Annotated in this window: 22 protein-coding genes; 17 read left to right on the forward strand and 5 right to left on the reverse strand. The window is 66.9% G+C overall.

The window, feature by feature from the left end; translation table 11 throughout:
* Positions 1-75 precede the first annotated feature (75 nt).
* Positions 76-2220: an ATP-dependent DNA helicase DinG gene (gene dinG / locus MF6396_RS13205; protein WP_043862624.1), complete on the reverse strand. Its 2145-nt coding sequence runs from the start codon at positions 2218-2220 to the stop codon at positions 76-78.
* 97 nt (positions 2221-2317) lie between these two features.
* On the opposite strand from dinG, the gene MF6396_RS13210 reads away from it, so the two are divergent.
* Entirely contained in the window at positions 2318-2782 is a 465-nt protein-coding gene (locus tag MF6396_RS13210) for a CopD family protein (RefSeq protein WP_043862625.1), read from the forward strand.
* Between the two features lie 87 nt (positions 2783-2869).
* On the opposite strand, the gene MF6396_RS13215 is transcribed toward MF6396_RS13210, so the two are convergent.
* The 4 genes from MF6396_RS13215 to MF6396_RS13230 form a co-directional block, all read right to left on the reverse strand.
* On the reverse strand, positions 2870-3628 hold the full coding sequence (locus tag MF6396_RS13215) for a hypothetical protein (protein ID WP_043862626.1): 759 nt from the start codon (positions 3626-3628) through the stop codon (positions 2870-2872).
* Positions 3621-3896: a DUF1145 domain-containing protein gene (locus MF6396_RS13220; RefSeq protein WP_043862627.1), complete on the reverse strand. Its 276-nt coding sequence runs from the start codon at positions 3894-3896 to the stop codon at positions 3621-3623. Before MF6396_RS13220 ends, MF6396_RS13215 begins: the two co-directional genes overlap by 8 nt.
* A 111-nt stretch (positions 3897-4007) precedes the next feature.
* The gene (locus MF6396_RS13225; protein ID WP_054914734.1) at positions 4008-4721 is read right to left on the reverse strand and encodes an OmpA family protein; all 714 of its coding nucleotides are present in this window, start codon (positions 4719-4721) and stop codon (positions 4008-4010) included.
* A gap of 90 nt (positions 4722-4811) precedes the next feature.
* Positions 4812-5504: an OmpA family protein gene (locus MF6396_RS13230; RefSeq protein WP_043862629.1), complete on the reverse strand. Its 693-nt coding sequence runs from the start codon at positions 5502-5504 to the stop codon at positions 4812-4814.
* A gap of 159 nt (positions 5505-5663) precedes the next feature.
* Between MF6396_RS13230 and MF6396_RS13235 the strand changes: the two genes are divergently transcribed.
* The 16 genes from MF6396_RS13235 (at position 5664) to pdeM (ending at position 23127) form a co-directional block, all read left to right on the forward strand.
* The gene (locus tag MF6396_RS13235; protein ID WP_043862630.1) at positions 5664-6158 is read left to right on the forward strand and encodes a DUF6231 family protein; all 495 of its coding nucleotides are present in this window, start codon (positions 5664-5666) and stop codon (positions 6156-6158) included.
* Positions 6159-6162: 4 nt separating this feature from the next.
* Positions 6163-6639 carry a YchJ family protein gene (locus tag MF6396_RS13240; protein ID WP_043862631.1) on the forward strand — a complete coding sequence of 159 codons (477 nt, stop codon included), beginning with the start codon at positions 6163-6165 and terminating at the stop codon, positions 6637-6639.
* 2 nt (positions 6640-6641) lie between these two features.
* Entirely contained in the window at positions 6642-7121 is a 480-nt protein-coding gene (locus MF6396_RS13245; protein WP_043862632.1) for an LEA type 2 family protein, read from the forward strand.
* Positions 7122-7127: 6 nt separating this feature from the next.
* Positions 7128-7334, forward strand: coding sequence for an SEC-C metal-binding domain-containing protein (locus MF6396_RS13250; protein WP_078480560.1), 207 nt, complete (start codon positions 7128-7130; stop codon positions 7332-7334).
* Between the two features lie 98 nt (positions 7335-7432).
* Positions 7433-8074 (forward strand): glutathione binding-like protein, encoded by a 642-nt coding sequence (locus MF6396_RS13255; RefSeq protein WP_043862633.1) that lies wholly within the window; start codon positions 7433-7435, stop codon positions 8072-8074.
* A 116-nt stretch (positions 8075-8190) separates the two neighbouring features.
* Entirely contained in the window at positions 8191-10629 is a 2439-nt protein-coding gene (locus MF6396_RS13260; protein ID WP_078480561.1) for a penicillin acylase family protein, read from the forward strand.
* A gap of 176 nt (positions 10630-10805) precedes the next feature.
* Complete coding sequence (locus tag MF6396_RS13265; RefSeq protein WP_078480562.1) at positions 10806-12833, forward strand: c-type cytochrome; 2028 nt, start codon at positions 10806-10808, stop codon at positions 12831-12833.
* 108 nt (positions 12834-12941) lie between these two features.
* Positions 12942-13958 (forward strand): ligase-associated DNA damage response exonuclease, encoded by a 1017-nt coding sequence (locus MF6396_RS13270; RefSeq protein ID WP_078480563.1) that lies wholly within the window; start codon positions 12942-12944, stop codon positions 13956-13958.
* On the forward strand, positions 13955-15592 hold the full coding sequence (locus MF6396_RS13275; protein ID WP_054914741.1) for an ATP-dependent DNA ligase: 1638 nt from the start codon (positions 13955-13957) through the stop codon (positions 15590-15592). The genes MF6396_RS13270 and MF6396_RS13275 overlap by 4 nt, the downstream gene beginning before the upstream one ends.
* Positions 15593-15703: 111 nt before the next feature.
* A complete protein-coding gene (locus MF6396_RS13280; protein WP_043861953.1) occupies positions 15704-16486 on the forward strand; it encodes a transporter substrate-binding domain-containing protein in 783 nt (260 codons plus the stop codon).
* Positions 16487-16589: 103 nt separating this feature from the next.
* A complete protein-coding gene (locus MF6396_RS13285; RefSeq protein WP_078480565.1) occupies positions 16590-17318 on the forward strand; it encodes an ABC transporter permease in 729 nt (242 codons plus the stop codon).
* The gene (locus MF6396_RS13290; RefSeq protein WP_043861955.1) at positions 17315-18025 is read left to right on the forward strand and encodes an ABC transporter permease; all 711 of its coding nucleotides are present in this window, start codon (positions 17315-17317) and stop codon (positions 18023-18025) included. The genes MF6396_RS13285 and MF6396_RS13290 overlap by 4 nt, the downstream gene beginning before the upstream one ends.
* Positions 18026-18033: 8 nt before the next feature.
* Positions 18034-19149: a succinylglutamate desuccinylase/aspartoacylase family protein gene (locus tag MF6396_RS13295; protein ID WP_054914742.1), complete on the forward strand. Its 1116-nt coding sequence runs from the start codon at positions 18034-18036 to the stop codon at positions 19147-19149.
* A 10-nt stretch (positions 19150-19159) separates the two neighbouring features.
* Entirely contained in the window at positions 19160-19924 is a 765-nt protein-coding gene (locus MF6396_RS13300; protein ID WP_054914743.1) for an ABC transporter ATP-binding protein, read from the forward strand.
* A gap of 83 nt (positions 19925-20007) precedes the next feature.
* On the forward strand, positions 20008-22467 hold the full coding sequence (locus MF6396_RS13305; RefSeq protein WP_078480566.1) for a ligase-associated DNA damage response DEXH box helicase: 2460 nt from the start codon (positions 20008-20010) through the stop codon (positions 22465-22467).
* Positions 22468-23127 (forward strand): ligase-associated DNA damage response endonuclease PdeM, encoded by a 660-nt coding sequence (gene pdeM, locus MF6396_RS13310; protein ID WP_102063802.1) that lies wholly within the window; start codon positions 22468-22470, stop codon positions 23125-23127.

The following is a 23127-nucleotide window of genomic DNA, read 5'->3' on the forward strand; positions in this document are numbered from 1 at the left end:
GGAGTTCTCCTTGATGGCCCTTGCGGGCCTTGATCTGTGCAATAGACAACGGGGCACTGCAAAGCGCTGTGCCGCTCAGGAAATTTCCCGGCGAAACGGCGGCAGCGCATTGAGGATAGCCTTGCCGTAGCGCTGGGTGACCACGCGCCGGTCAAGCAGGGTGATGGTGCCGCGGTCCTGTTCGGTACGCAGCAGGCGCCCGCAGGCCTGGATCAGGCGCAGCGAGGCATCCGGCACGGCGATCTCCATGAACGGGTTGCCGCCACGGGCCTCGATCCACTCGGCCAGGGCCGCCTCGACCGGGTCGTCCGGCACCGCGAAGGGAATCTTGGCAATGACCACGTGCTCGCAATACGCACCCGGCAGGTCGACCCCTTCGGCAAAGCTGGCCAGACCGAACAGCACGCTGGAGTCCCCGCCGTCGACGCGCGCCTTGTGCTTGTTGAGGGTTTCCTGCTTGGACAGGTTGCCCTGGATGAACACCTGCTTGCGCCAGTCGCGGTCCAGGCCGTCGAACACGTCCTGCATCTGCTTGCGCGACGAGAACAGCACCAGCGAGCCACGCGAGCCTTCCACCAGCTCGGGCAGGTCGCGGATGATCGCGGCGGTATGCGCCGGAGCATCGCGCGGGTCGGCGCGCAGGTCCGGCACGCGCAGCACGCCCGCATCCACGTGGTGGAACGGGCTGGGCACCACCGCCGTGACGGCCAGCTTGGGCAGCCCGGCGCGCATGCGAAAGCGATCGAACTTGCCCAGCGCGGTCAGGGTGGCCGAGGTCACCAGGGCGCCATGGGCGACGTTCCACAGGTTGCGGCGCAGCATCTCGGCCGCCAGGATCGGGCTGGCGTTGACCTCGATATCGAACAGCGCACCGCTTTCGGCCAGGGTCAGCCAGCGCGCCATCGGCGGGCTGTCTTCCGGGTCTTCGGCGGTAAAGGCGGTCCACAGCTCCCAGTTGCCCTGGGCACGGGTCTGCAGGCTGCCGAACAACGGGTACCACTCCTCGGCCTGGTGGCTGGGGATGCCGATGCTGACTTCGGCGTCCATGCCTTCCTTGAGCAGGTCGGTGAGTCGGGTGAACAGATCGGTCAGGCGCGAAAAGCCCTTTTTCAGTTCGATGCCCATCTCGCGCATGTGCTCGGGCACCACGCCGCCGACGAAGCGATAGCGCGGGCGCTCGCGGCCTTCCATGTCTTCGCCGGGGCGAAACTCCGCCACCTGCTCGCAGGCGCTGAACATGAACTGCTGCTGGGCCTTGATCTCGCGGGCCAGTTCCGGCACCTGCTCGATGTACTTGCCCAGGTCGCCCGGCAGCGGGTTCTGCGCCAGCAGCTTGGCCAGGTTCTTGGCGGTCTGCTCGAGCCAGTCGGCGGTCGAGCGCAGGCGGGTGTAATGGGCAAAATGGCCGATGGCCTTGTCGGGCAGGTGATGGCCTTCGTCGAACACATAGATGGTGTCGCGCGGGTCGGGTAGCACGGCGCCGCCGCCCAGGGCCAGGTCGGCCAGCACCATGTCGTGGTTGGTGACGATCACGTCGACCTTGCCCATGCCCTCGCGGGCCTTGTAGAAGGTGCACTGCCCGAAGTTGGGGCAGTGGCGGCCGGTGCACTGGCTGTGGTCGGTGGTCAGGCGCGACCAGTCCTGGTCTTCCAGGGCCTGTGGCCAGCTGTCGCGGTCGCCGTCCCATTTGTTGCCGGCCAGCTTCTCGATCATGCTGGTGAACAGCTTCTGACTGGCCTCGTCCACCTCGATGCGAAAGCCCTCCTCCTCGAACAGCTGCGCGGTGGCGGTCTGGGCGTGGCCTTCCTGCAGCAGCAGGTCGAGCTTGGACAGGCACAGGTAGCGACCACGCCCCTTGGCCAGGGCGAAGCTGAAGTTCAGGCCGCTGTTGCGCATCAGGTCCGGCAGGTCCTTGAACACGATCTGTTCCTGCAGGGCCACGGTGGCGGTGGCGATCACCAGGCGCTTGCCAGCAGCCTTGGCCGCGGGAATCGAGGCGAGGCTGTAGGCCACCGTCTTGCCGGTACCGGTGCCGGCCTCGACCGCGACCACGGCGGGCTCGCCGCTGCGGCGGCCTTCGTCGTCCACGGCGATGTCGCCCAGCACCTTGGCCACTTCGGCGATCATCAGACGCTGGCCGTAGCGGGGCTTGAGGCTCTTGGCTTCGAGAAAACGCGAATAGGCGCCCTGAATCTGGGATTTGAGTTCGTTGCTGATCATGGTGTCGGGGCGCCCGGAGGGCTGGATAAATTTTCAGTGTTTCGAATGGGTCGCTATCATACCCCGCTATTGCCCCTTGCGCCGAATGGAGTTCCCGATGACCGCCTTTGCCATCCCCTACAGCCTGCATTTGCTGGCCGCCCTGATCTGGGTGGGCGGCATGTTCTTCGCCTGGCTGATCCTGCGTCCGGCCATGGTGGCCGCGCTTGACGGCCCTTCACGGCTGACGCTGTGGGTAGAAGTGTTTCAACGTTTTTTCGTGTGGGTCTGGGTGGCGGTCGCGGTGCTGGCGATCACCGGCGTGGGCATGATGCACATGCGCTTCTCGGGGTTCGAGACTGCGCCACGTTATGTGCAGGTGATGATTGGCGCAGGGATTGCGATGTTTGCGCTGTTTCTGAGAATCCAGGCGCTGCTGCTGCCAGAGTTGCGCAAGGCGGTGAAGGCGCAGGACTGGCCCGCCGGGGCCGCAGTGCTCGGGCGCATTCGGCGCCTGGTGGGGATCAATCTGCTGCTGGGTATTGCGGTGGTGCTGGTGGCGTCGAGCCGGCTGCTGGTGTGAGGTGACCGCTTCGCCAGCAAGGCGGGCTCCTGCAAAGGCCATGTTTGCCTGCAGGAGCCGACCTGGCCGGCGAAGCGGCCCTGAAGATCAGAGGCGCTGAAGAATCAGCTCCCCGTCAGCCCCGGCCGCCCCCGGTTGCCCGGGCTGCCCGGGTCTTCCCGTCGCCCCTGCATCGGTGCGGTACACCAGGCACCCCTTGCTGGCCCCGCCTGCGCCCGGTTTGCCCGGCGCACCCGCCAGCCCCGGCGCACCGCCGTCGAGCCTGACCTTGATCTGCTCGGCCGGGAAGCTGGCCGGCAGTGCCAGGCGCACCCGGCCTCCGGGCGCCCCGTCATGGCCATCGCCACCGTTGTCGCCATTGGCGCCACGGCTGGCCTGGCCCCAGGTGCAACCACCCGCCTTGCCGTTACCACCATCGAGCCCCACATACCCCGGTGCCCCCGCGCCGCCACGGGCGTCGATGGCCAGTTCTGAAGCCTCCAGCGCCTGAATGCGCAAGCTCAGGTCACGTCCGGGCCTGGCGACCCGCTCATAGGTACCCGGCGCACCGTGGGCAGCAATCTCACTGCCCTGGCCCAACTGCGCCTGGGCCACTTCCATGCTCAGCGCATGCTCGGCCGGCACGATGGCAATGCGCGCCTGGTTGCCCAGGTGCAGCTCATCCACCTTCAATTCCACCAGGCTCGCCGGCAGCACCAGGGTGGCCGAATCCGCCACCTCCAGGCGCTGCAGGTGCACCACGCTGGCCTTGTTCGGCAGGCGCAGCACCGAGTGCGCCGCCACGCTGATCGCATCGGCCAGGGCCAACGGGCTGAACAGTGCTGCCAACAACACGACCTTACGCATGACCAGCCTCCTGGCGCGGGGCCGGTATCGATTGGATATGAAAGATGCCGACCAGCAGAATCTGCAAACGGTCGAACCAGCGATGGCTGCGCTCACGCAACCGTCCGTTGAACATCAGCACCTCGAGCACGTGCAGCACCAGCAGCATGGCCCCCGCGAGGTTGATCAGCTGGTGGAACGGCTTGTCTGCCGGCATCAGCAGATTCACCAGTACCACCCACCAGAACACTACCGTCAGGGCCTTGCCCAGCCCCCACAACGCCTTCATACCCGCGCCCCTTGTTGTTGCGTTTTCTTGTTTGGCGGCCCGCTTACGCGACACAGGCACTGCACGCCACATTACCGGCTGGCACCCTCCGGATGCCAGCCCCGCTGTCGATCAATTGAGGTGCAATTCGACCCGGCGATTCTGCGCGCGGCCCGCATCGGTTTCGTTGTCGGCAATCGGCTCGCGCTCGCCACGCCCCTGGCTGGTGATTTTCTGCGGTGCCAGGCCTTGGCTGATCAGGTACTCGGCGACGCTGCTGGCACGCCGCTCGGACAACGCCTGGTTGTAGGCATCGCTGCCACGGCTGTCGGTGTGTCCGATCACCTTGATGCTGGCCACGCTCGGGTCATTGAGCTTGCCGGTCAGGGTACGCAACTGCTGCTGGGCGGCCGGGGTGAGTTCGGCCGAGTCGTAGGCGAACATCACGCTGCCCTGGTCGTTGAGGGTGATCACCTCGGGCTCAGGCGCCGGGGCCTTCTCGCTCGGCGGGTATTGGGGCAACGGGCAACCGTTGTGACTCACCGGGGTGTTGGGCGGGGTATCGGGGCACCGGTCGCGGCGGTCGAACACGCCATCGCCGTCTTCGTCACCGTCCTGGGCAAAGCAGATCAGGCCACCGGCGATGGCACCCAGCGCCGCGCCGCCACCGGCCCAGGCAGAGCTTTCGATGGCGCCCAGGCCGCCACCCACGGCGCCGCCCAGCAGGCTGCATAGGGGCCAGGTTCTTTGGTTCAACGGGGCGCTGCCATCGCTGTGGGTGGCGCAACCGGACAGCAGGCTGGCGACCACGAGCACGGGCAGCGCAGCCTTGGTGATTACATTCATGGGGAATGCTCCTGTGTCACCGGCCAGTACCGGTCACACAGGAGTAAAGACGCGCCCGCGACACTTCACAAGCCGCGGGGCGCAAGGGCTTCAGCGATCGATGCGAATTTCCACGCGGCGGTTCATCGCGCGTCCGTCGGCGGTGTTGTTGTCTGCCACCGGCTGGGTTTCACCGGCACCCTGCACCGAAACGAAACTGCTGCGCGCAATGCCGCTCTCGACCAGGTAGTCGGTCACCGAATGGGCGCGGCGCTCCGAGAGTTTCTGGTTGTAGGCATCGCTGCCGCGGCTGTCGGTGTGCCCGGTGACGCTCAGGCGTGCGCTCGGGGCTTCGGCCTTGAGGCGCGTGGCGATCTTGTCCAGGCGCAGTTTGTCGGCCGTGGTGAGCCTGGCCGAGTCGAACTCGAACAGCACATCGCGGATCACGATGACCTCTTCCTTGACCACCACGACTTCCTCGACCACCGCGACCGGCTCCGGCGGGCAGCCGTTGGCATCGACCTGAACGCCACGCGGGGTGCCCGGGCACTTGTCGCGGCTGTCCGGTACGCCATCACCGTCTTCGTCGCCGTCGCCATGGGCCCAGCAGTAACCGGCCGCCAGGCCGCCGCCGAGCAGCGCGCCCCAGCCGGCCCAGCTGGAGCTTTCGATGGCGCCCAGGGCGGCACCGCCAACGCCCCCGACGGCGGCACACTTCGGCCAGTCGGTTTTTTGCAAACCTGCACAACCAGTCAATACGCTGGTTAGCAGAACCAGAGGCAATGCTGTGCGAACTATGCTCATTTTGTCGCGTCTCCTAGGGGGAATCGGTGCAAAACCGATGCTCTGGGAGTAAAGACCGGTGATTCCATCTGCGCCAGCAATAAGCCATGGCGCTTTGCGCGTGCCTCTATGCCTTGCGTCCCGGGCCGGCTAGTCTTGACGCATTACCGAGGAGCTTCGATGACTGACCGTTTTTCTTCGCGCACGCCCCAGCAGGCCCTCGCCGCCCTGCTGGAGCACCATGCCCCGCAACGCCTGTTGCTGGTGGGCACGTCGTTTCCGGCACTGGAGGCCTTCGCCGCCGCGCACCCGCAGGCGCAGATCGCCGTGGCCCGCCCCGGCGCGCTGCCGGCCGAGCTTGCCGCGCAGCGTTTCGACCTGGCGGTGCTGGTGGACTGCCTGGAACACCTGAGCAACCAGCAGGGCCTGCAACTGCTCGGCGGCATTCGCAACCTCAACGCCAGCCGCGTGGCGGTGCTGGTCGACCTTGCGGCCAGCGGCTGGCGCGACACCGACTTCTACGCACTGGCGCTGCAGGACAGCGAGCGTTTTCAACGTGACGAGCAGGTATTGAACCTGTTCACCTATGATCTACGTGACTACAAACAGGTACCCGACTGGCTCAACGCCAAGTTCTGGGCCAACCCGCAAAATTTTGGAAAGTACTGGTGGTGATGCAATGAGTGTCTCGGTTTGCCCGTGCGGCAGCGGTAACCTGCTCGATGCCTGCTGCGGGCATTATCATGCCGGCCACCCGGCACCCGATGCACAGACGCTGATGCGCTCGCGCTACAGCGCCTATGTGCTGGGGCTGGTGGATTACCTGATCAAGACCACCCTGCCGGTGCAGCAGGCCGGGCTGGATCGCGCCGGCATTGCCGCCTGGAGCGCGCAAAGCACCTGGCTGGGCCTGGAGGTCGAGAGCGCCGAGGTGTTCGGCGGCCAGCCCGATCACGCGTTCGTCACCTTCACGGCGCGCTGGCACGACAACGACGGCGAGCACAGCCACCGCGAGCGCTCGGCCTTCGTGCACAACGGCGGGCACTGGTACTTCATCGACCCCACGGTGGGCCTCAAGGCCGGGCGCAACGACGCCTGCCCATGCGCCAGCGGGCAGAAGTTCAAGAAGTGCTGCGCCAGCTACATGAGCCATTAGTCATGACCACCTGCGCCCGTCGGCTGCTCATCGGCCTGCTGCTGATGAATCTGGCGGGCTGCGCCAGCTGGTGGGGCGGCAGCTACCAGGACCCCGGCGTGCACCTGGTGCGGGTCGAGACAGTAAAGGCGCGGCTGATGCAGCAGGAGTTCATCCTGCACTTTCGCATCGACAATCCCAACGACAGCACCCTGCAGGTGCGCAACCTGCATTACGCGGTGTACCTGGCCGACCTGTTGCTGGTCGAAGGCGACCACGGCCAGTGGTTTCGGGTGGACGCGCACAGTCGGCGCACCATCCAGGTACCGGTGCGTACCAACCTTTGGCGCCAGCTCAAACCCATCGCCAAGCTGCTCAAGCGCCCCGATCAGGCCATCCCCTATCGCCTGGAGGGTGAGCTGAGCACCGGATTATTCTTTGCCCACGACCTGCACTTGTTGCGCAAGGGTGAGATAATTCCCGCCGATCTCATTCCGGAGTAACCCTCGATGACCCAGCAACCCCACGTTCATGGCCCCGACTGCAATCACGATCATGACCATCACGCGCATGATCATGACCACGGCCATGTGCATGGCCCGCACTGCAACCATGCCCCTCAGGAACCTGCGCGCAATGCCCTGAAGGACGTTGGCCGCAACGACCCTTGCCCATGCGGCAACGGCAAGAAGTTCAAGAAGTGCCACGGGGCCTGATGCCTCCCCTGTGGGAGCGGGCCTGACCCGCTCCCACACACGTTGCGCCTCGACATCAAGCACAGTTCCAGCAGACGACCATCAAACGGAGCGTGACCATGATCGACCTGTATTACTGGACCACCCCCAACGGCCACAAGATCACCCTGTTTCTCGAAGAGACCGGCCTGCCCTACACCCTTCACCCGATCAACATCGGCAAGGGCGAGCAATTTGCCGAAGACTTTCTGAAAATCGCCCCCAACAACCGCATCCCGGCCATCGTCGACCACGACACCGCCGACGGCCAGCCGCTGTCGCTGTTCGAGTCCGGGGCCATCCTGCTCTACCTCGCCGAAAAAACCGGGCAGTTCATCCCCAAGGACCTGCGCGGCCGCCAGGAGGCCCTGCAATGGCTGTTCTGGCAAATGGGCGGCCTGGGCCCGATGGCCGGGCAGAACCACCACTTCAACCGCTTCGCCCCCGAGAAGATCCCCTACGCCATCAAGCGCTACGTGGACGAAACCGCGCGCCTGTACGGGGTACTGAACAAGCGCCTGGCCGACCGACCATTCGTCGCCGGCAACGACTACAGCATCGCCGACATGGCGATCTACCCGTGGATCGTTTCGCACACCTGGCAGCAGCAGAACCTGGACGACTTCCCGGCCCTCAAAGGCTGGTTCCAGCGCATCCAGGCACGCCCCGCCACACAGCGCGCCTACGCCCTGGTCGAGCAGATCAACCCGCCGCCAGCCTGAACCACGACAAGGCCGCGCGGTACTTTGAAAATAAAGCCCGCGCCCCCGCTTGCATGGCGTGATCGCGCTCACTAACGTAGCGCCTTTTAGCGCCATCCCCTGCAGGAGCCTTGCCCATGGCCTCGCCAGCCCTTTCCCCCGTTCTACCCCGGTTCGGCGTCGCCGCGACCCTGCTCGGGCTGCTCAGCCTGGGCGGTTGCCAACTGGGCAACCATCAGGACAGCGTCATCCCCACCAGCGGCGTGCAACCGCTCAAGGGGCTGGCACAGAACGTCTCGGTGCGGCGCAACGCCCTGGGCATGCCGCTGATCGAGAGCAGCAGCTTCCACGATGCGCTGTTCACCCTGGGCTATGTGCACGCGGGCGATCGCATCGGGCAGATGGTCGGCATGCGTCTGCTGGCCCAGGGGCGCCTGGCCGAGATGGCCGGCCCGGATGCGCTGGAGGTCGACCGCTTCATGCGCGCGGTCAACCTGAAAAAGAACGCCAGCGACCTCTACGCCGACGCCTCGCCGCGCCTCAAGCGCTTCTTCGAGGTGTACGCACGCGGGGTCAACGCCTACCTGTTCCGCTACCGCGACCGCCTGCCGGCCCCGCTGGCCCAGAGCGGCTACCGCCCCGAGTACTGGAAGCCTGAAGATTCGGCGCTGATCTTCAGCCTGTACAGCTTCAGCCAGTCGGTGAACCTGCAGGAAGAAATCGCCGCACTGACCCTGGCGCAGAAAGTCGGTGCCGACACACTGCCGTGGCTGCTGCCCAGCTACCCGGACGAACCGCTGGCCATGGCCGAAGCCGACAAGCTCAAGGGTTTGAACCCGGGCAGCCAGCTGCCGGGCCTGGCCACACTGAACAAGGTCAGCGAGCAACTGGCCGCGCTCAACCTGCTGGGCACCCCGGCGTCGAGCAACTGGGCCATCGCCCCGCAGCGCAGCCGCAGCGGCCGCAGCCTGCTGGCCAGCGACAGCCAGGGCGCCTGGGCCTTGAGCCCGGTGCAGGTACGTACCACCAAATACCAGGCCGCCGGCTTCAGCCTGGCCGGCCTGCCGTTCGTGCTGTCCGGCTTCAACGGCAAGCTGGCCTGGAGCAGCAGCGCGGCAATGGGCGACAACCAGGACCTGTACCTGGAAAAACTCAAGCGCGAAGGCAACCGCGTGCTCTATGAAGTCGACGGCCGCTGGCAGCCGGTGCAGGCGCGCAACGAGACCTACTTCGTCAAGGGCCAGCGCCCGCAACGCGAAACCCTGTACGAAACCCGCCACGGCGCCCTGCTGACCGGCACCCAGGGCAGCCTCGGCCTGGCCCTGAAGATGCCCGAACTCAAGGGCGACAAGAGCCTTGATGCGTTCTTCGACCTGTCGCGGGCACAGAGCGTCGAACGTGCCTTCGACGCCAGCCGCGAAATCGGCGCCGCCGCGCTGAACCTGGTGTTCGCCGACGCCGCCAACGTGGGCTGGCAGGTTACCGGCCGCTACCCCAACCGCCGCGAAGGCCAGGGCCTGCTGCCCTCCCCAGGTGCCGACGGGCGCTATGACTGGGATGGCTACGCCGACGCCATGCTCCACCCCTACGACCAGGACCCGCCGCAAGGCTGGCTGGGCAATGCCAACCAGCGCAGCATTCCCAAGGGCTATGGCCTGCAACTGTCCAACAGCTGGTACTACCCCGAGCGTGCCGAACGCCTGGCGCAGCTGGCCGGCAACGGCAAGCACGACAGCCGCAGCCTGATCGCCATGCAGTACGACCAGACCACCCTGTTCGCCGCCAAGCTCAAGGCCATGTTCGAAGCACCCGGCATGGCCCAGCCGCTCAAGCAGGCCATCGACGCCCTGCCCGCCGAGCAGAAGGCCCGCGCCCGCGAGGCCTACACCCGGCTGATGGCGTTCGACGGGCGCCTGAGCCCGCAATCGGCGGATGCCGCGGTGTACGAGCTGTTCCTGCAGCAAAGCGCCCGGCAGATCTTCCTCGATGAGCTGGGGCCCGAAACCAGCCCGAGCTGGCAGGCCTTCGTCGCCAATGCGCGGCTGTCGTACTCGGCCCAGGCCGATCACCTGCTGGGCCGCGACGACAGCCCGTTCTGGGACGACCGCAACAGCCCGGGCAAGCAGGACAAGCCGACGATCCTGGCGCGCAGCCTGGCCGCGGCCATCAGCGCCGGCGAAGCGCAGATGGGCACCGACCGCCGGGCCTGGCAATGGGGCAAGCTGCACCAGTACCACTGGCCCGTCAGCGCACCCTATGGCCTGGGCGACACGCTCAAGCGCGGCCCGCTGGCCACCGGCGGCGACCACACCACGCTCAACGCCTCGGCCTATGCCTGGGGCCAGGACTTCGATGCCCGCCTGGTGCCGTCGATGCGCATGGTGGTCGACTTCGGCCTGGCCGAGCCGCTGCAGGGGGTGAGCAGCAGCGGGCAGTCGGGCAACCCGGCCAGCGCGCATTTCGCCGACGGCCTGGATGCCTGGTTCAAGGGCAGCTACGTGACCTTCCCGATGCAGCCGCAGAACTTCGAACGCGCCTACGGCAGCAAGCGCCTGACCCTGGTGCCCGGCAAGTAACCCCTTCGGCTCGCCGTCGCCCTGGCGGCGAGCCCCTTTCTCACCCCGCGCTGATCCATATCAAAGTGCCACCCTCGTCCATCGGCTATAACCGGGTTTGTCTGATGACCCTATAAAAACGATTGCGGATACGTGCCTACAGGACCACCTGCGGCCGCATCCAAAGGACGATTGCGATGGCTTCTCTTGTATCGCGTCTGGCCATGCTTGGCTCGACGCTGCTGTTTGCGTACCCCGCGTCTGCCAGTGAGCCGCCCCCGGCAACGGCAGCCGAACGCGGCGCCTACATTGCCCGTCTGGGCGACTGCGTGGCCTGCCACACTGCCAAGGGCGGCGAGTTGATGGCCGGCGGCCTCGAACTGACCACGCCGATGGGCACCATCTACTCCAGCAACATCACCCCCGACAAGGTCACCGGCATCGGCCGCTACACCTTCGAGCAGTTCGACCGCGCCATGCGCGAAGGGGTGAACGCGGCCGGCACCAACCTGTACCCGGCCATGCCCTACCCCTCCTACGCGAAAATGACCGAAGGCGACATGCGCGACCTGTACGCCTACCTGATGGAGGACGTGAAGCCGGTCAACCAGCCCAACCTGGAAGCGGACATGAAGTTTCCGTTCAGCCAGCGCTGGGGCCTGTCGCTGTGGAACCTGGTGTTTCTCGACAAGCAGCCCTTCGTGGCCGACCCGGCCCGCAGCGACGAGCTCAACCGCGGCGCCTACCTGGTACAGGGCCTGGGCCACTGCGGCGCCTGCCATACCCCGCGCGGCGTGGCCTTCCAGGAAAAGGCCATGGACGACGCCGGCAGCGCCGGCCAGCACTTCCTGGCCGGCGAGACCGTGGAGCACTGGCGCGCCCTGAGCCTGCGCAACCTGTGGACGGTGGAAGACACCGTGCAGTTGCTCAAGACCGGGCAGAACCGCTTTGCCACGGTGTCGGGCAACATGGCCGAGGTGATCTCCCACAGTACCCAGCACTTCACCGACGCCGACCTCACCGCCATCGCGCGCTACCTCAAGTCGTTGCCGCCGGGCAAGGACGACCTGCCGATGCCGATGGTGGAACGAACCCCTGCCCCAGCGCCGGACAACCTGTTCACCACCCGCGGCGGGCTGGGCTACACGCAGTTCTGCAGCGACTGCCACCGCCCGGACGGCGCCGGCGTGGCGGGCATGTTCCCGCCACTGGCGCACAACCCCAGCGTGGCCTCGGCCAACCCGACCTCGCTGCTGCACATCACGCTGACCGGCTGGCAGACCGCCGAAACCGTCGCCCACCCGCGCGTGTACACCATGCCCGGGTTCTCGCGCCTGACCGACACCGAGATCGCCGAGATCCTCACGTTCGTGCGCAGCAGCTGGGGCAACGACGGCTCGGCGATCAGCGCAGCGCAGGTGGCCAAGCTGCGCCAGCAGCTCAAGCCCCAGGACCGCGACGCCTCGACCTTCGAGACCCCGCGCCTGGCCGACCTGCTGGCGGCCAGCAATGCCGATCAGGTGGTGCGCGGCATGCGCCTGCACCTGCAAACCCGTGACCTGCTGCCCGACAACGTCGGCAACGCGCTCAACTGCACCAGTTGCCACCTGAACGCCGGCACCGTGGCCGACGGTTCGCCGTTCGTCGGGGTATCGGCCTTCTTCCCCGGCTATGCGCCACGGGCGGGCAAGGTGATCACCCTGGAGGAGCGCATCAACGGCTGCTTCCGGCGCTCGATGAGCGGCTCGCCGCTGCCACCGCAAGGGGCCGACATGCAGGCGATGGTGGCGTACTTCGAGTGGATGAAGAACAACACCAAGCCCGAGGACAAGGTGCCAGGGCGCGGTGTAGGCAAGGTCGACCCGTCGATCAAGCCCGACCTGGACAACGGCAAGCAGGTGTATGCCCAGCAGTGCGCGGTGTGCCATGGCAACGACGGCGAAGGCCTGACCCGTGCCGACGGCACCTGGATCTTCCCGCCGCTGTGGGGCGAGCAGTCGTTCAACATCGGTGCCGGCATGGCGCGCACCTACACCGCGGCCGCCTTCGTCAAACGCAACATGCCGATCAGCATGCACGAGAAGTTCCCGCTCGGCCAGGGCGGCTTGTCCGACCAGGACGCGGTGGACGTGGCGGCCTGGTTCTCCAGCCAGCCACGCCCGGACTTCCCCGACAAGGTCAAGGACTGGCCCAACGGCGGGCGCCCGGTAGACGCGCGCTACTGAAGCAGCCCCCCTGCAGCGTCGCCGGCAGCACGCCGGCGACGCTTTCGGATCGAACTTCACCGGCCCGGCCGCGCTCCTAGGTTAAACCCCCAGCGCAGCGGCCTTGGCATGGACCTGGTGATTGCACGACCCGAAGGATTGTATTGCCCACCCGGGGATTTCTACATCGACCCGTGGCGCCCCGTTGAACGTGCGGTGATCACCCACGGCCATGGCGACCACGCCCGCAACGGCAACCGCCACTACCTCACCGCCAGCCCCGGCGCGGGCATCCTGCGCAGCCGCCTGGGCGCCGACATCAACCTGCAGACCCTCGACTACGGCCAGCGCCTGGACCACGGCGGGGTGGCCCTGAGCTTGCACCCGGCCGGCCATGTGCTGGGCTCGGCCCAGGTGCGCCTGGAGTATCGCGGCGAGGTGTGGGTGGCGTCCGGCGACTACAAGGTCGAACCCGATGGCACCTGCGCACCGTTCGAACCGGTGCGCTGCCACACCTTCATCACCGAGTCGACCTTCGGCCTGCCGATCTACCGCTGGGAGCCCCAGCAGCAGATCTTCGACCAGATCAATGCGTGGTGGCGCGAGAACATCACACTGGGCAAGGCCAGCGTGCTGTTCTGCTATTCGTTCGGCAAGGCGCAGCGCATCCTGCATGGCCTGGACCCGAGCCTGGGGCCGATCCTGGTGCATGGCGCGGTCGAGCCGCTGAACCGGGTATACCGCGAAGCGGGTGTCGCCCTGCCCGCCACGCTGCATGCCAGCGAGATGGACAAGCACGACCCACGCATGCGCCAGGCGCTGATCCTGGCCCCGCCCTCGGCGGCCGGCAGCAGCTGGATGCGCCGCTTCGGCGACTACAGCGACGCCTTCGCCAGCGGCTGGATGCGCCTGCGCGGCACCCGGCGCCGGCGCGGGGTGGACCGCGGCTTCGTGCTCTCCGACCACGCCGACTGGCCCGGCCTGCTATGGGCCATCGAACAGACCGGGGCGCAGCGGGTGATGGTGACCCACGGCTCGGTGGCCGTGCTGGTGCGCTACCTGTGCGAGCGCGGGCTGGATGCCCAGGCGTTCGTCACCGAATACGGTGACGAGGATGAAGGCGCCCCGACCGAGGCCAGCGCATGAAGGCCTTCGCCGAACTCTACGGCCAGCTCGACGCCACCACCTCGAGCAACGCCAAGCGCGATGCACTGGTGCGCTACTTCGCCAGCGCCAGCCCCGCAGACGCCGCCTGGGCGGTGTACTTCCTGGCCGGCGGGCGGCCGCGCCAGCTGGTGCCCACACGGCTGCTGCGCGAACTGGCAATCAGCCTGTCGGGTTTGCCCGACTGGTTGTTCGAGGAGAGCTACCAGGCCGTGGGCGACCTGGCCGAGACCTTTTCGCTGCTGCTGCCCGAAGCCGCCCACAGCAGCGACGCGGGCCTGGCCTACTGGGTCGAGGATTGCCTGCTGCCGCTGCGCGGACTGCCGCCCGAAACCCTGGCGCAGCGCCTGCCGCCCCTGTGGGCACAGCTCGACCGGCAGAGCCTGCTGGTGTGCCTGAAGCTGGTCACCGGCAGCTTTCGCGTCGGCGTGTCGAAGCTGCTGGTCACCCGCGCCCTGGCGCAACTGGCCGACATCGACAGCAAGCGCGTGGCTCAGCGCCTGGTGGGCTACACCGACCTGTCGCACCGCCCCACGGCCCAGGGCTACCTCAAGCTGATCGCGGCCGAGTCCGAAGACGAACATGCCCAGCGCGGCGGCCAGCCGTACCCGTTCTTTCTGGCCCATGCGCTGCAACAGCCGGTGGACCAGTTCGACGCCCTGCTCGGCCCGCCCCAGGCCTGGCAGGCGGAATGGAAGTGGGACGGCATCCGTGCGCAGGTGGTCAAACGCGAGGGCCAGTTGTGGGTGTGGTCACGCGGCGAGGAGCTGCTGACCGAGCGCTTCCCCGAACTGCAGGCGCTGGCCGCCGTGCTGCCCGATGGCTGCGTGGTGGACGGCGAGATCGTGGTGTGGCGCGACGGCGTGCAACCCTTCGCCCTGCTGCAGCAGCGCATCGGGCGCAAGACCCTGGGCAAGAAGATCCTGGCCGATGCGCCAGTGGTGCTGTTGGGCTACGACCTGCTCGAATGGCAGGGCGCCGACTGGCGCAGCCGCCCGCAGGCCGAGCGCCGGGCGCAGCTGGAGGCGCTGGTTCAGACCACTGCGCACCCGGCGCTGCGCCTGTCGCCGGTGCTGCAGGGCGACACCTGGGCCGAGCTTGCCGCCCAGCGCGAGGCATCGCGCAGCCTGGGGGTCGAGGGCCTGATGCTCAAGGCCCGCGACGCCCTGTACGGGGTGGGCCGCACCAAGGACATGGGGGTGTGGTGGAAGTGGAAAATCGACCCGTTCAGCGTGGACGCGGTGCTGATCTATGCCCAGCGCGGACATGGCCGGCGCGCCAGCCTGTACAGCGACTACACCTTTGCGGTGTGGGACGCCCCCGCCGGCAGCCCGCAGCGCAGCCTTGTGCCCTTTGCCAAGGCGTATTCAGGGCTCAGCGACGAAGAGATGCGCAAGGTTGATGCAATCATCCGCAAGACCACCGTGGAAACCTTCGGGCCGGTACGCAGCGTGACCCCGACGCTGGTGTTCGAACTCGGCTTCGAAGGCATCGCACTGTCCAAACGCCACAAGAGCGGGATTGCGGTGCGCTTCCCGCGGATGCTGCGCTGGCGCCTGGACAAACCGGTGGACGAAGCGGACGACCTGGCCACGTTGCAGTCGCTGCTGGGGTAAGCGAAACGCAGCAATTGGGACTATGGTGCGGAAATTGCTGTGAGCTTGATGTCGAGCGGCCAGCGGTAACGCTGCGCAGCCACCCATCATTTGCGCTTGAAGGACCACACCATGAAAAAAGCTCTGCTGACGCTGTCTGCTCTGGCGCTGTGCCTGGCTGCGGGCAACACCCTGGCCAAGGACTACAAGGAACTGCGCTTCGGCGTCGATCCCTCCTACGCCCCTTTCGAGTCCAAGGCCGCCGACGGCAGCCTGGTGGGCTTCGATATCGACCTGGGCAACGCAATCTGCGCCGAGCTCAAGGTCAAGTGCAGGTGGGTCGAGAGCGACTTCGACGGCATGGTTCCGGGCCTCAAGGCCAACAAGTTCGACGGCGTGATCTCGTCCATGACGGTGACCCCGGCGCGGGAGAAGGTCATCGACTTCTCTGACGAGCTGTTCTCCGGGCCTACCGCACTGGTGTTCAAAAAAGGTGCAGGCATGAGCGCCGACCCGGCCTCGCTCAAGGGCAAGACCGTCGGCTATGAGCAGGGCACCATCCAGGAAGCCTATGCCAAGGCCGTGCTGGACAAGGCCGGGGTCAAGACCCAGGCCTACCAGAACCAGGACCAGGTGTATGCCGACCTGATTTCGGGACGCCTGGACGCCTCGATCCAGGACATGCTGCAGGCCGAACTGGGCTTTCTGAAATCGCCACAAGGCGCGGGCTACGAAGTGAGCCAACCGGTGGACAGCGAATTGCTGCCGTCGAAGACGGCGGTGGGCATTAAGAAAGGTAACAGCGAGCTGAAGGCCCTGCTGAACAAAGGTATCAAAGCGTTACACGATGATGGCACCTATGCCGACATCCAGAAGAAGCACTTTGGTGATCTGAACCTGTACAGCGGCAAGTAGGGCCGGCCTCTTCGCCGGCAAGGCCGGCTCCTACACGGGTTCGCGGTGCGTGCAAGAGCTGACGCACCGCGTACCCAAGGTCCCACCCGCACAGGCTCGCCCCATGCTTGACGACCTCCTGCAACACCTGGGCCTTGGCCCCTTCAGCCTCAGGGGCTTCGGCCCGCTGCTGCTGCAAGGCACCTGGATGACCCTGCAACTGTCCTTCATGTCGCTGCTGGTCAGCGTCGGCCTGGGCCTGCTCGGCGCCAGCGCCAAGCTCTCCGCGCTGCCGCTGCTACGCATCCCCGCGCAGCTCTACACCACGCTGATCCGCGGGGTGCCCGACCTGGTGCTGATGCTGTTGATCTTCTACAGCCTGCAGACCGGGCTCACCAGCCTGACCGACGCCATGGAGTGGGACTACATCGAGATCAACCCCTTCGCTGCCGGGGTCATCACCCTGGGCTTCATCTACGGTGCCTATTTCACCGAGACCTTTCGCGGCGCGATCCTCGCGGTGCCGCGCGGCCAGGTCGAAGCGGCCACCGCCTATGGCCTCAAGCGCTTTCAGCGATTTCGCTTCGTGGTGTTCCCGCAGATGATGCGCTTCGCCCTGCCGGGCATCGGCAACAACTGGATGGTGATGCTCAAGGCCACCGCGCTGGTGTCGATCATCGGCCTGGCCGACCTGGTCAAGGCCGCCCAGGATGCCGGCAAGAGCAGCTACCAGCTGTTCTACTTTCTGGTGGTGGCGGCCTTCATCTACCTGCTGATCACCAGCGCCTCGAACGTGGCCCTGCGCTGGCTCGAACGGCGCTACAACGTCGGCACCCGGGAGGCACTGCGATGATCGAGCTGCTGCAGGAATACTGGCGCGCGTTTCTCTATACCGACGGCACCCACATCACCGGGCTGGCGATGACGATGTGGCTGCTCAGCGCCTCGCTGCTGATCGGCTTCGTGGTGTCGATCCCGCTGTCGATTGCACGGGTGTCACGGCGCCTGTGGGTGCGCTGGCCAGTGCAGTTCTACACCTACCTGTTTCGCGGCACGCCGCTGTATATCCAGTTGCTGATCTGCTACACCGGCATCTACAGCCTGGAGGTGGTGCGCGGGCAACCGCTGCTCGACAGCTTCTTTCGCGACGCCATGAACTGCACCATCCTGGCCTTTGCCCTGAACACCTGCGCCTACACCACCGAGATCTTCGCCGGCGCCATCCGCAGCATGCACCACGGTGAAGTCGAGGCAGCCAGGGCCTACGGCCTGCGCGGCTGGAAACTTTATGCTTATATCATCATGCCGTCCGCGTTGCGCCGCTCGCTGCCGTACTACAGCAATGAGGTGATCCTGATGCTGCACTCGACCACCGTGGCCTTCACCGCCACCGTGCCGGACATCCTCAAGGTCGCCCGCGACGCCAACTCGGCCACCTTTCTGACCTTTCAGTCGTTCGGTACGGCCGCCATCATCTACCTGTGCGTGACCTTCGCACTGGTGGGCCTGTTCCGCCTGGCCGAACGACGCTGGCTGGCCTTCCTCGGCCCCGCACACTAGGACCGTTCATGCACCACAAGACCCACGACATCCTGGCCCCGGTGCCGGGGATTTGCCGCCAGATCCACAGCTTCCACTTCGGCCCGCGCGGTGCCGGCAAGGTCTATATCCAGGCTTCGCTGCATGCCGACGAGCTGCCCGGCATGCTGGTGGCCTGGCACCTCAAGCAACGCCTGGGCGAATTGCAGAGCCAGGGCCGCCTGCGCCACGAGATCGTGCTGGTGCCCATCGCCAACCCGGTGGGCCTGGAACAGGTGCTGATGGACGTGCCCCTGGGGCGTTTCGAGCTGCAGAGCGGCGAGAACTTCAACCGCCACTTCGTCGACCTGAGCGACACCATCGGTGACCAGATCGAGGCGCACCTGACCCAGGACCCGCGGCACAACGTCGAGCTGATTCGCGAGTGCATGCGCCGGGCGCTGGACGCGCAGCCCGCCGCCACCCCGCTGCAATCCCAGCGCCTGGTACTGCAACGCCTGGCCTGCGATGCCGACATGGTGCTGGACCTGCACTGCGACTTCGAGGCCGTCGCGCACCTGTACACCACCCCGGAAGCCTGGCCCCGGGTCGAGGCGCTGTCGCGCTATCTCGGGGCCCAGGCCAGCCTGCTGGCCACCGATTCGGGCGGGCAGTCGTTCGATGAGTGTTTCACCCTGGTGTGGTGGCAACTGCAGCAACGCTTTGCCAAGCAGTTCCCCATCCCCCAGGGCAGCTTTTCGGTGACGGTGGAGCTGCGCGGTCAGGGCGATGTGAGCCACCCGCTGGCCAGCACCGACTGCGAGGCGATCCTGAACTACCTGACCCGTTTCGGTGCCATCGAAGGCGAAGCCGCCCCCTTGCCGCCCCTGCCCTACCCGGCCACACCGCTGGCGGCGGTCGAACCGGTGGCCACGCCGCTGGGCGGCCTGCTGGTGTTTCATGTCACCCCGGGCCAGCCGGTGCAGGCCGGGCAACTGATCGCCGAGGTGATCGACCCGCTCAGCGACCGCGTGACCCCGGTATACAACCAGCAGGCCGGGCTGCTGTATGCCCGCTCGCTGCGACGCATGGCCACCGCTGGCATGGTGATTGCGCATGTGGCGGGCAACCAGCCGTACCGCAGCGGCTACCTGTTATCGCCATGAGGGGCCGTGCATGTACAAACTGACCATCGAAGGCCTGCACAAGCGCTACGGCGAGCACCATGTGCTCAAGGGCGTTTCACTGCAGGCCAGCACCGGCGACGTGATCAGCCTGATCGGCGCCAGTGGCTCGGGCAAGAGCACCTTTCTGCGCTGCATCAATTTTCTCGAACAGCCCGACGAGGGCAGCATGACCCTGGACGGCCAGCCGGTGCGCATGGTGCACGACCGCCACGGCCTGCGCGTGGCCGATGCCGACGAGCTGCAGCGTATCCGCACGCGCCTGGCCATGGTGTTCCAGCATTTCAACCTGTGGAGCCACCTGAGCGTGCTGGAGAACATCAGCATGGCGCCGCGCCGGGTGCTGGGGGTAAGCCGGCACGAGGCCGAGGAACGGGCACGTGCCTACCTGGACAAGGTAGGCCTGGCGCCCCGGGTGGCAGACCAGTACCCGGCGTTCCTGTCCGGTGGCCAGCAGCAGCGGGTGGCGATCGCGCGGGCGCTGGCAATGGAGCCGGAGGTGATGCTGTTCGACGAGCCGACTTCGGCGCTGGACCCGGAGCTGGTGGGGGAAGTGCTGCGGGTGATCCAGGGGCTGGCCGAGGAAGGCCGCACCATGATCATGGTGACCCACGAAATGAGCTTTGCACGGCAGGTATCGAGCCAGGTGCTGTTCCTGCATCAGGGGCTGGTGGAGGAACAGGGCGCACCGGCCGATGTGCTGGGCAACCCCAGGAGCGAGCGGCTGCGCCAGTTCCTGAGTGGCAACCTCAAATAACCCGACGATTGTCACCCGCTAAAACTAATGCCGGGCATTGATGGTCTGTGAAGACACACCCACTGCCCATAAGCGGCCCCGGCATGCGTAAACCGTCCGACCTTGCTGGCCCCTGGTTTGCCACCCGTGGCTGGAAGCCCTTCGCCTTTCAGAAGCGCGTGTGGGCCGCCGTCGCCCGCGGCGAATCCGGGTTGCTGCATGCCAGCACCGGCGCCGGCAAAACCTACGCCCTGTGGCTGGCCGCGCTGCAACACCTCCATGCCCAGGACACGCCACGCGCCAAGCACCCGGCACCGCTGCAAGTGCTGTGGATCACCCCCATGCGCGCCCTGGCCGCCGATACCGCGCGGGCCTTGCAGGCGCCACTGGACGCGTTGCAGATTCACTGGAGCCTGGGCGTGCGCAGCGGCGACACCTCCAGCGCCGAGCGTGCCCGCCAGAGCCGGCGCCTGCCCAGCGCCCTGATCACCACCCCCGAAAGCCTGACCCTGCTGCTGACCCGCGATGCGGCGCAGAGCGAGTTCGCCAGCCTGCGCCTGGTGGTGGTGGACGAATGGCACGAGCTGCTCGGCAACAAGCGCGGTGTACAACTGCAACTGGCCCTGGCGCGCCTGCGCCGCTGGCACCCGGGCCTGATCGTATGGGGCATCTCGGCCACCCTGGGCAACCTGGAGCATGCCCGCGACGTGCTGCTGCCCGAGGGCGGTTGCCTGGTGCAAGGCCGCCAGGACAAGCGCATCGAGGTCGATACCCTGCTGCCAGAAGCCATCGAGCGCTTCCCCTGGGCCGGGCACATGGGGCTCAAGATGCTCGCGCAGGTGCGCGATGAGGTGGCGCGCAGCAGCAGTTGCCTGGTGTTCACCAACACCCGCGCCCAGGCCGAGCTGTGGTATCAGGCGCTGCTGGAGGCGCGCGCCGACTGGGCCGGCATCATTGCCCTGCATCACGCCTCGCTGGCCCGCGAAACCCGCAACTGGGTCGAGCAGAGCCTGAAACAGGGCCAGCTCAAGGCAGTGGTATGTACCTCAAGCCTCGACCTGGGGGTGGATTTTCTGCCCGTCGAACGGGTGTTGCAGATCGGCTCGGCCAAGGGCGTGGCGCGTCTGATGCAGCGCGCCGGGCGCTCGGGGCACGCGCCGGGCCGCCCTTCGCGGGTGACCCTGGTGCCAACCCACAGCCTGGAGCTGGTGGAGGCCGCCGCCGCCCGCGAGGCCGTGGCAGCACGTCAGATAGAGGCAAGGCGCTCTCCGGCGCTGTGCATGGATGTGCTGGTGCAGCACCTGGTGAGCATGGCCCTGGGGGCCGGGTTTCGCCCCGCGCAACTGCTCGAGGAAGTGCGCAGCACCTGGGCCTATCGGCACCTGCGCGACGAACAGTGGCAATGGGCGCTGGAATTCGTGCGCAACGGCGGTGCCTCGCTGGGCGCCTACCCTGACTATCACCGGGTCATCGAAGCGCCGGACGGGGTATGGCGGGTGGCCAACGCGCGCCTGGCGCGTCGCCACCGCATGGGCATCGGCACCATCGTCAGCGATGCGAGCATCCAGCTGAAGTTCTGGAGCAAGGGAGGCGGCGGGCGCAACCTGGGCAGTGTCGAGGAGGCCTTCGTTGCCCGCCTGCGCCCGGGCGATGCCTTCCTGTTCGCCGGGCGCACGCTGGAGCTGGTGCGCATCGACAACATGACCGCCTATGTGCGTCGCAGCACCGCACGCAAACCTGCCGTACCACGCTGGAACGGCGGGCGCATGCCGCTTTCCAGCGAGCTGGCCAGGGCCGTGGTCGAGCAGCTCGACAGCGCCGCGCACGGTCGCTACCACGGGCCGGCCATGCAGGCGGTCAAGCCATTGCTGGAGCTGCAGCGGCGCTGGTCGGTGATCCCCACCCACGACATGCTGCTGGCCGAGACCTGGACCTCGCGTCAGGGCTGCCATCTGTTTCTCTATCCATTTGCCGGGCGCACCACCCACCTTGGGCTGGCCAGCCTGCTGGCGTGGCGCTACAGCCGCAGCCAGCCGGCGAGTTTCTCGATTGCGGTGAACGACTATGGCCTGGAACTGCTGTGCCCTGGCGAAGTGCCGTGGGCGGCCATGCTGCCGGACCTGCTGAGCCCCGATGAACTGCTCGAGGACGTGCTGGCCAGCCTGAATGCCGGCGAAATGGTCATGCGCCGTTTTCGCGAAATCGCGCAGATCTCCGGGCTGGTGTTCGGCGGCTACCCCGGCTCGCACAAGAGCACCCGGCAGATCCAGGCGTCCAGCGGCCTGTTCTTCGAGGTGTTCCGCCAGCACGACGCGGGCAACCTGCTGCTGGGCCAGGCCCGTGACGAGGTGCTGAACGCAGAGCTTGAGATCGACCGGCTGGCGCAGGTACTGAGCCGGCTGGGCGGTTTGCGCCTGCATCTGCAGCCGCTTGCGCGCCCGGGCCCGCTGGCCTTTCCGCTGCTGGTGGAAGGCATGCGCGAAACCCTGAGCACGGAAAAGCTCGCCGACCGCATCGCCCGCATGGTCGCCGACCTGGAAAAGGCCGCGAGCCGGGAGCGCTGAATGAGTCACTGCCTGAACATCGACGTACACGGCGAGCAGCTCTGGCTGCTGGGGGACAAGGCGCTGTACTGGCCGGCGCGCAGGGTGATGCTGGTGGCCGATGTGCATATCGGCAAGGCGGCGGCATTTCGCGCCCAGCACCTGCCCGTGCCCCGCGGCACCACGCAATCGACCCTGCAACGCCTGGACCGGCTGCTGACCAGCTACCCGTGCGAAGAGCTGATCGTGCTGGGCGACTTTCTGCACGCACGCACCGGCCGCGCCGCGGCCACGCTGGAACGCGTGCGGCAATGGCGGGAGGAGCACGCCCGGCTGAAGATCACGCTGATACGCGGCAACCACGACCTGCATGCCGGCGACCCGCCCGAAGGGCTGCGCATCGACGTGCTGGACGGCCCGCTGCTGCTGGGGCCGTTCGCCTTGCAGCACGAGCCCGAGCCCCATGCCACGCACCTGGTGCTGGCCGGCCACGTACACCCGGTGTATGTGCTGCGGGGGCGCGCGCGGCAACGCCTGCGCCTGCCCTGCTTCGTGATCGGCGAACGGCTCGGCCTGCTGCCGGCCTTCGGGGACTTCACCGGCGGCTGGGCAGTGCAGCCTCAGCCGGGTGAGCGCGTGTACCTGACGGCAGACGCGCAGGTATGGCCGGTCAAGCCCTAG

It is taken from the genome of Pseudomonas sp. MF6396 (genome assembly GCF_002018915.1).
Classification (GTDB): Bacteria; Pseudomonadota; Gammaproteobacteria; order Pseudomonadales; family Pseudomonadaceae; genus Aquipseudomonas; species Aquipseudomonas palmensis.

What these genes read in the sequence shown, in the direction of transcription:
- dinG (WP_043862624.1), bottom strand. Translation starts at nt 2,220, where the DNA reads ATGATCAGCAACGAACTCAAATCCCAGATTCAGGGCGCCTATTCGCGT.
- MF6396_RS13210 (WP_043862625.1), top strand. Translation starts at nt 2,318, where the DNA reads ATGACCGCCTTTGCCATCCCCTACAGCCTGCATTTGCTGGCCGCCCTG.
- MF6396_RS13215 (WP_043862626.1), bottom strand. Translation starts at nt 3,628, where the DNA reads ATGCGTAAGGTCGTGTTGTTGGCAGCACTGTTCAGCCCGTTGGCCCTG.
- MF6396_RS13220 (WP_043862627.1), bottom strand. Translation starts at nt 3,896, where the DNA reads ATGAAGGCGTTGTGGGGGCTGGGCAAGGCCCTGACGGTAGTGTTCTGG.
- MF6396_RS13225 (WP_054914734.1), bottom strand. Translation starts at nt 4,721, where the DNA reads ATGAATGTAATCACCAAGGCTGCGCTGCCCGTGCTCGTGGTCGCCAGC.
- MF6396_RS13230 (WP_043862629.1), bottom strand. Translation starts at nt 5,504, where the DNA reads ATGAGCATAGTTCGCACAGCATTGCCTCTGGTTCTGCTAACCAGCGTA.
- MF6396_RS13235 (WP_043862630.1), top strand. Translation starts at nt 5,664, where the DNA reads ATGACTGACCGTTTTTCTTCGCGCACGCCCCAGCAGGCCCTCGCCGCC.
- MF6396_RS13240 (WP_043862631.1), top strand. Translation starts at nt 6,163, where the DNA reads ATGAGTGTCTCGGTTTGCCCGTGCGGCAGCGGTAACCTGCTCGATGCC.
- MF6396_RS13245 (WP_043862632.1), top strand. Translation starts at nt 6,642, where the DNA reads ATGACCACCTGCGCCCGTCGGCTGCTCATCGGCCTGCTGCTGATGAAT.
- MF6396_RS13250 (WP_078480560.1), top strand. Translation starts at nt 7,128, where the DNA reads ATGACCCAGCAACCCCACGTTCATGGCCCCGACTGCAATCACGATCAT.
- MF6396_RS13255 (WP_043862633.1), top strand. Translation starts at nt 7,433, where the DNA reads ATGATCGACCTGTATTACTGGACCACCCCCAACGGCCACAAGATCACC.
- MF6396_RS13260 (WP_078480561.1), top strand. Translation starts at nt 8,191, where the DNA reads ATGGCCTCGCCAGCCCTTTCCCCCGTTCTACCCCGGTTCGGCGTCGCC.
- MF6396_RS13265 (WP_078480562.1), top strand. Translation starts at nt 10,806, where the DNA reads ATGGCTTCTCTTGTATCGCGTCTGGCCATGCTTGGCTCGACGCTGCTG.
- MF6396_RS13270 (WP_078480563.1), top strand. Translation starts at nt 12,942, where the DNA reads ATGGACCTGGTGATTGCACGACCCGAAGGATTGTATTGCCCACCCGGG.
- MF6396_RS13275 (WP_054914741.1), top strand. Translation starts at nt 13,955, where the DNA reads ATGAAGGCCTTCGCCGAACTCTACGGCCAGCTCGACGCCACCACCTCG.
- MF6396_RS13280 (WP_043861953.1), top strand. Translation starts at nt 15,704, where the DNA reads ATGAAAAAAGCTCTGCTGACGCTGTCTGCTCTGGCGCTGTGCCTGGCT.
- MF6396_RS13285 (WP_078480565.1), top strand. Translation starts at nt 16,590, where the DNA reads ATGCTTGACGACCTCCTGCAACACCTGGGCCTTGGCCCCTTCAGCCTC.
- MF6396_RS13290 (WP_043861955.1), top strand. Translation starts at nt 17,315, where the DNA reads ATGATCGAGCTGCTGCAGGAATACTGGCGCGCGTTTCTCTATACCGAC.
- MF6396_RS13295 (WP_054914742.1), top strand. Translation starts at nt 18,034, where the DNA reads ATGCACCACAAGACCCACGACATCCTGGCCCCGGTGCCGGGGATTTGC.
- MF6396_RS13300 (WP_054914743.1), top strand. Translation starts at nt 19,160, where the DNA reads ATGTACAAACTGACCATCGAAGGCCTGCACAAGCGCTACGGCGAGCAC.
- MF6396_RS13305 (WP_078480566.1), top strand. Translation starts at nt 20,008, where the DNA reads ATGCGTAAACCGTCCGACCTTGCTGGCCCCTGGTTTGCCACCCGTGGC.
- pdeM (WP_102063802.1), top strand. Translation starts at nt 22,468, where the DNA reads ATGAGTCACTGCCTGAACATCGACGTACACGGCGAGCAGCTCTGGCTG.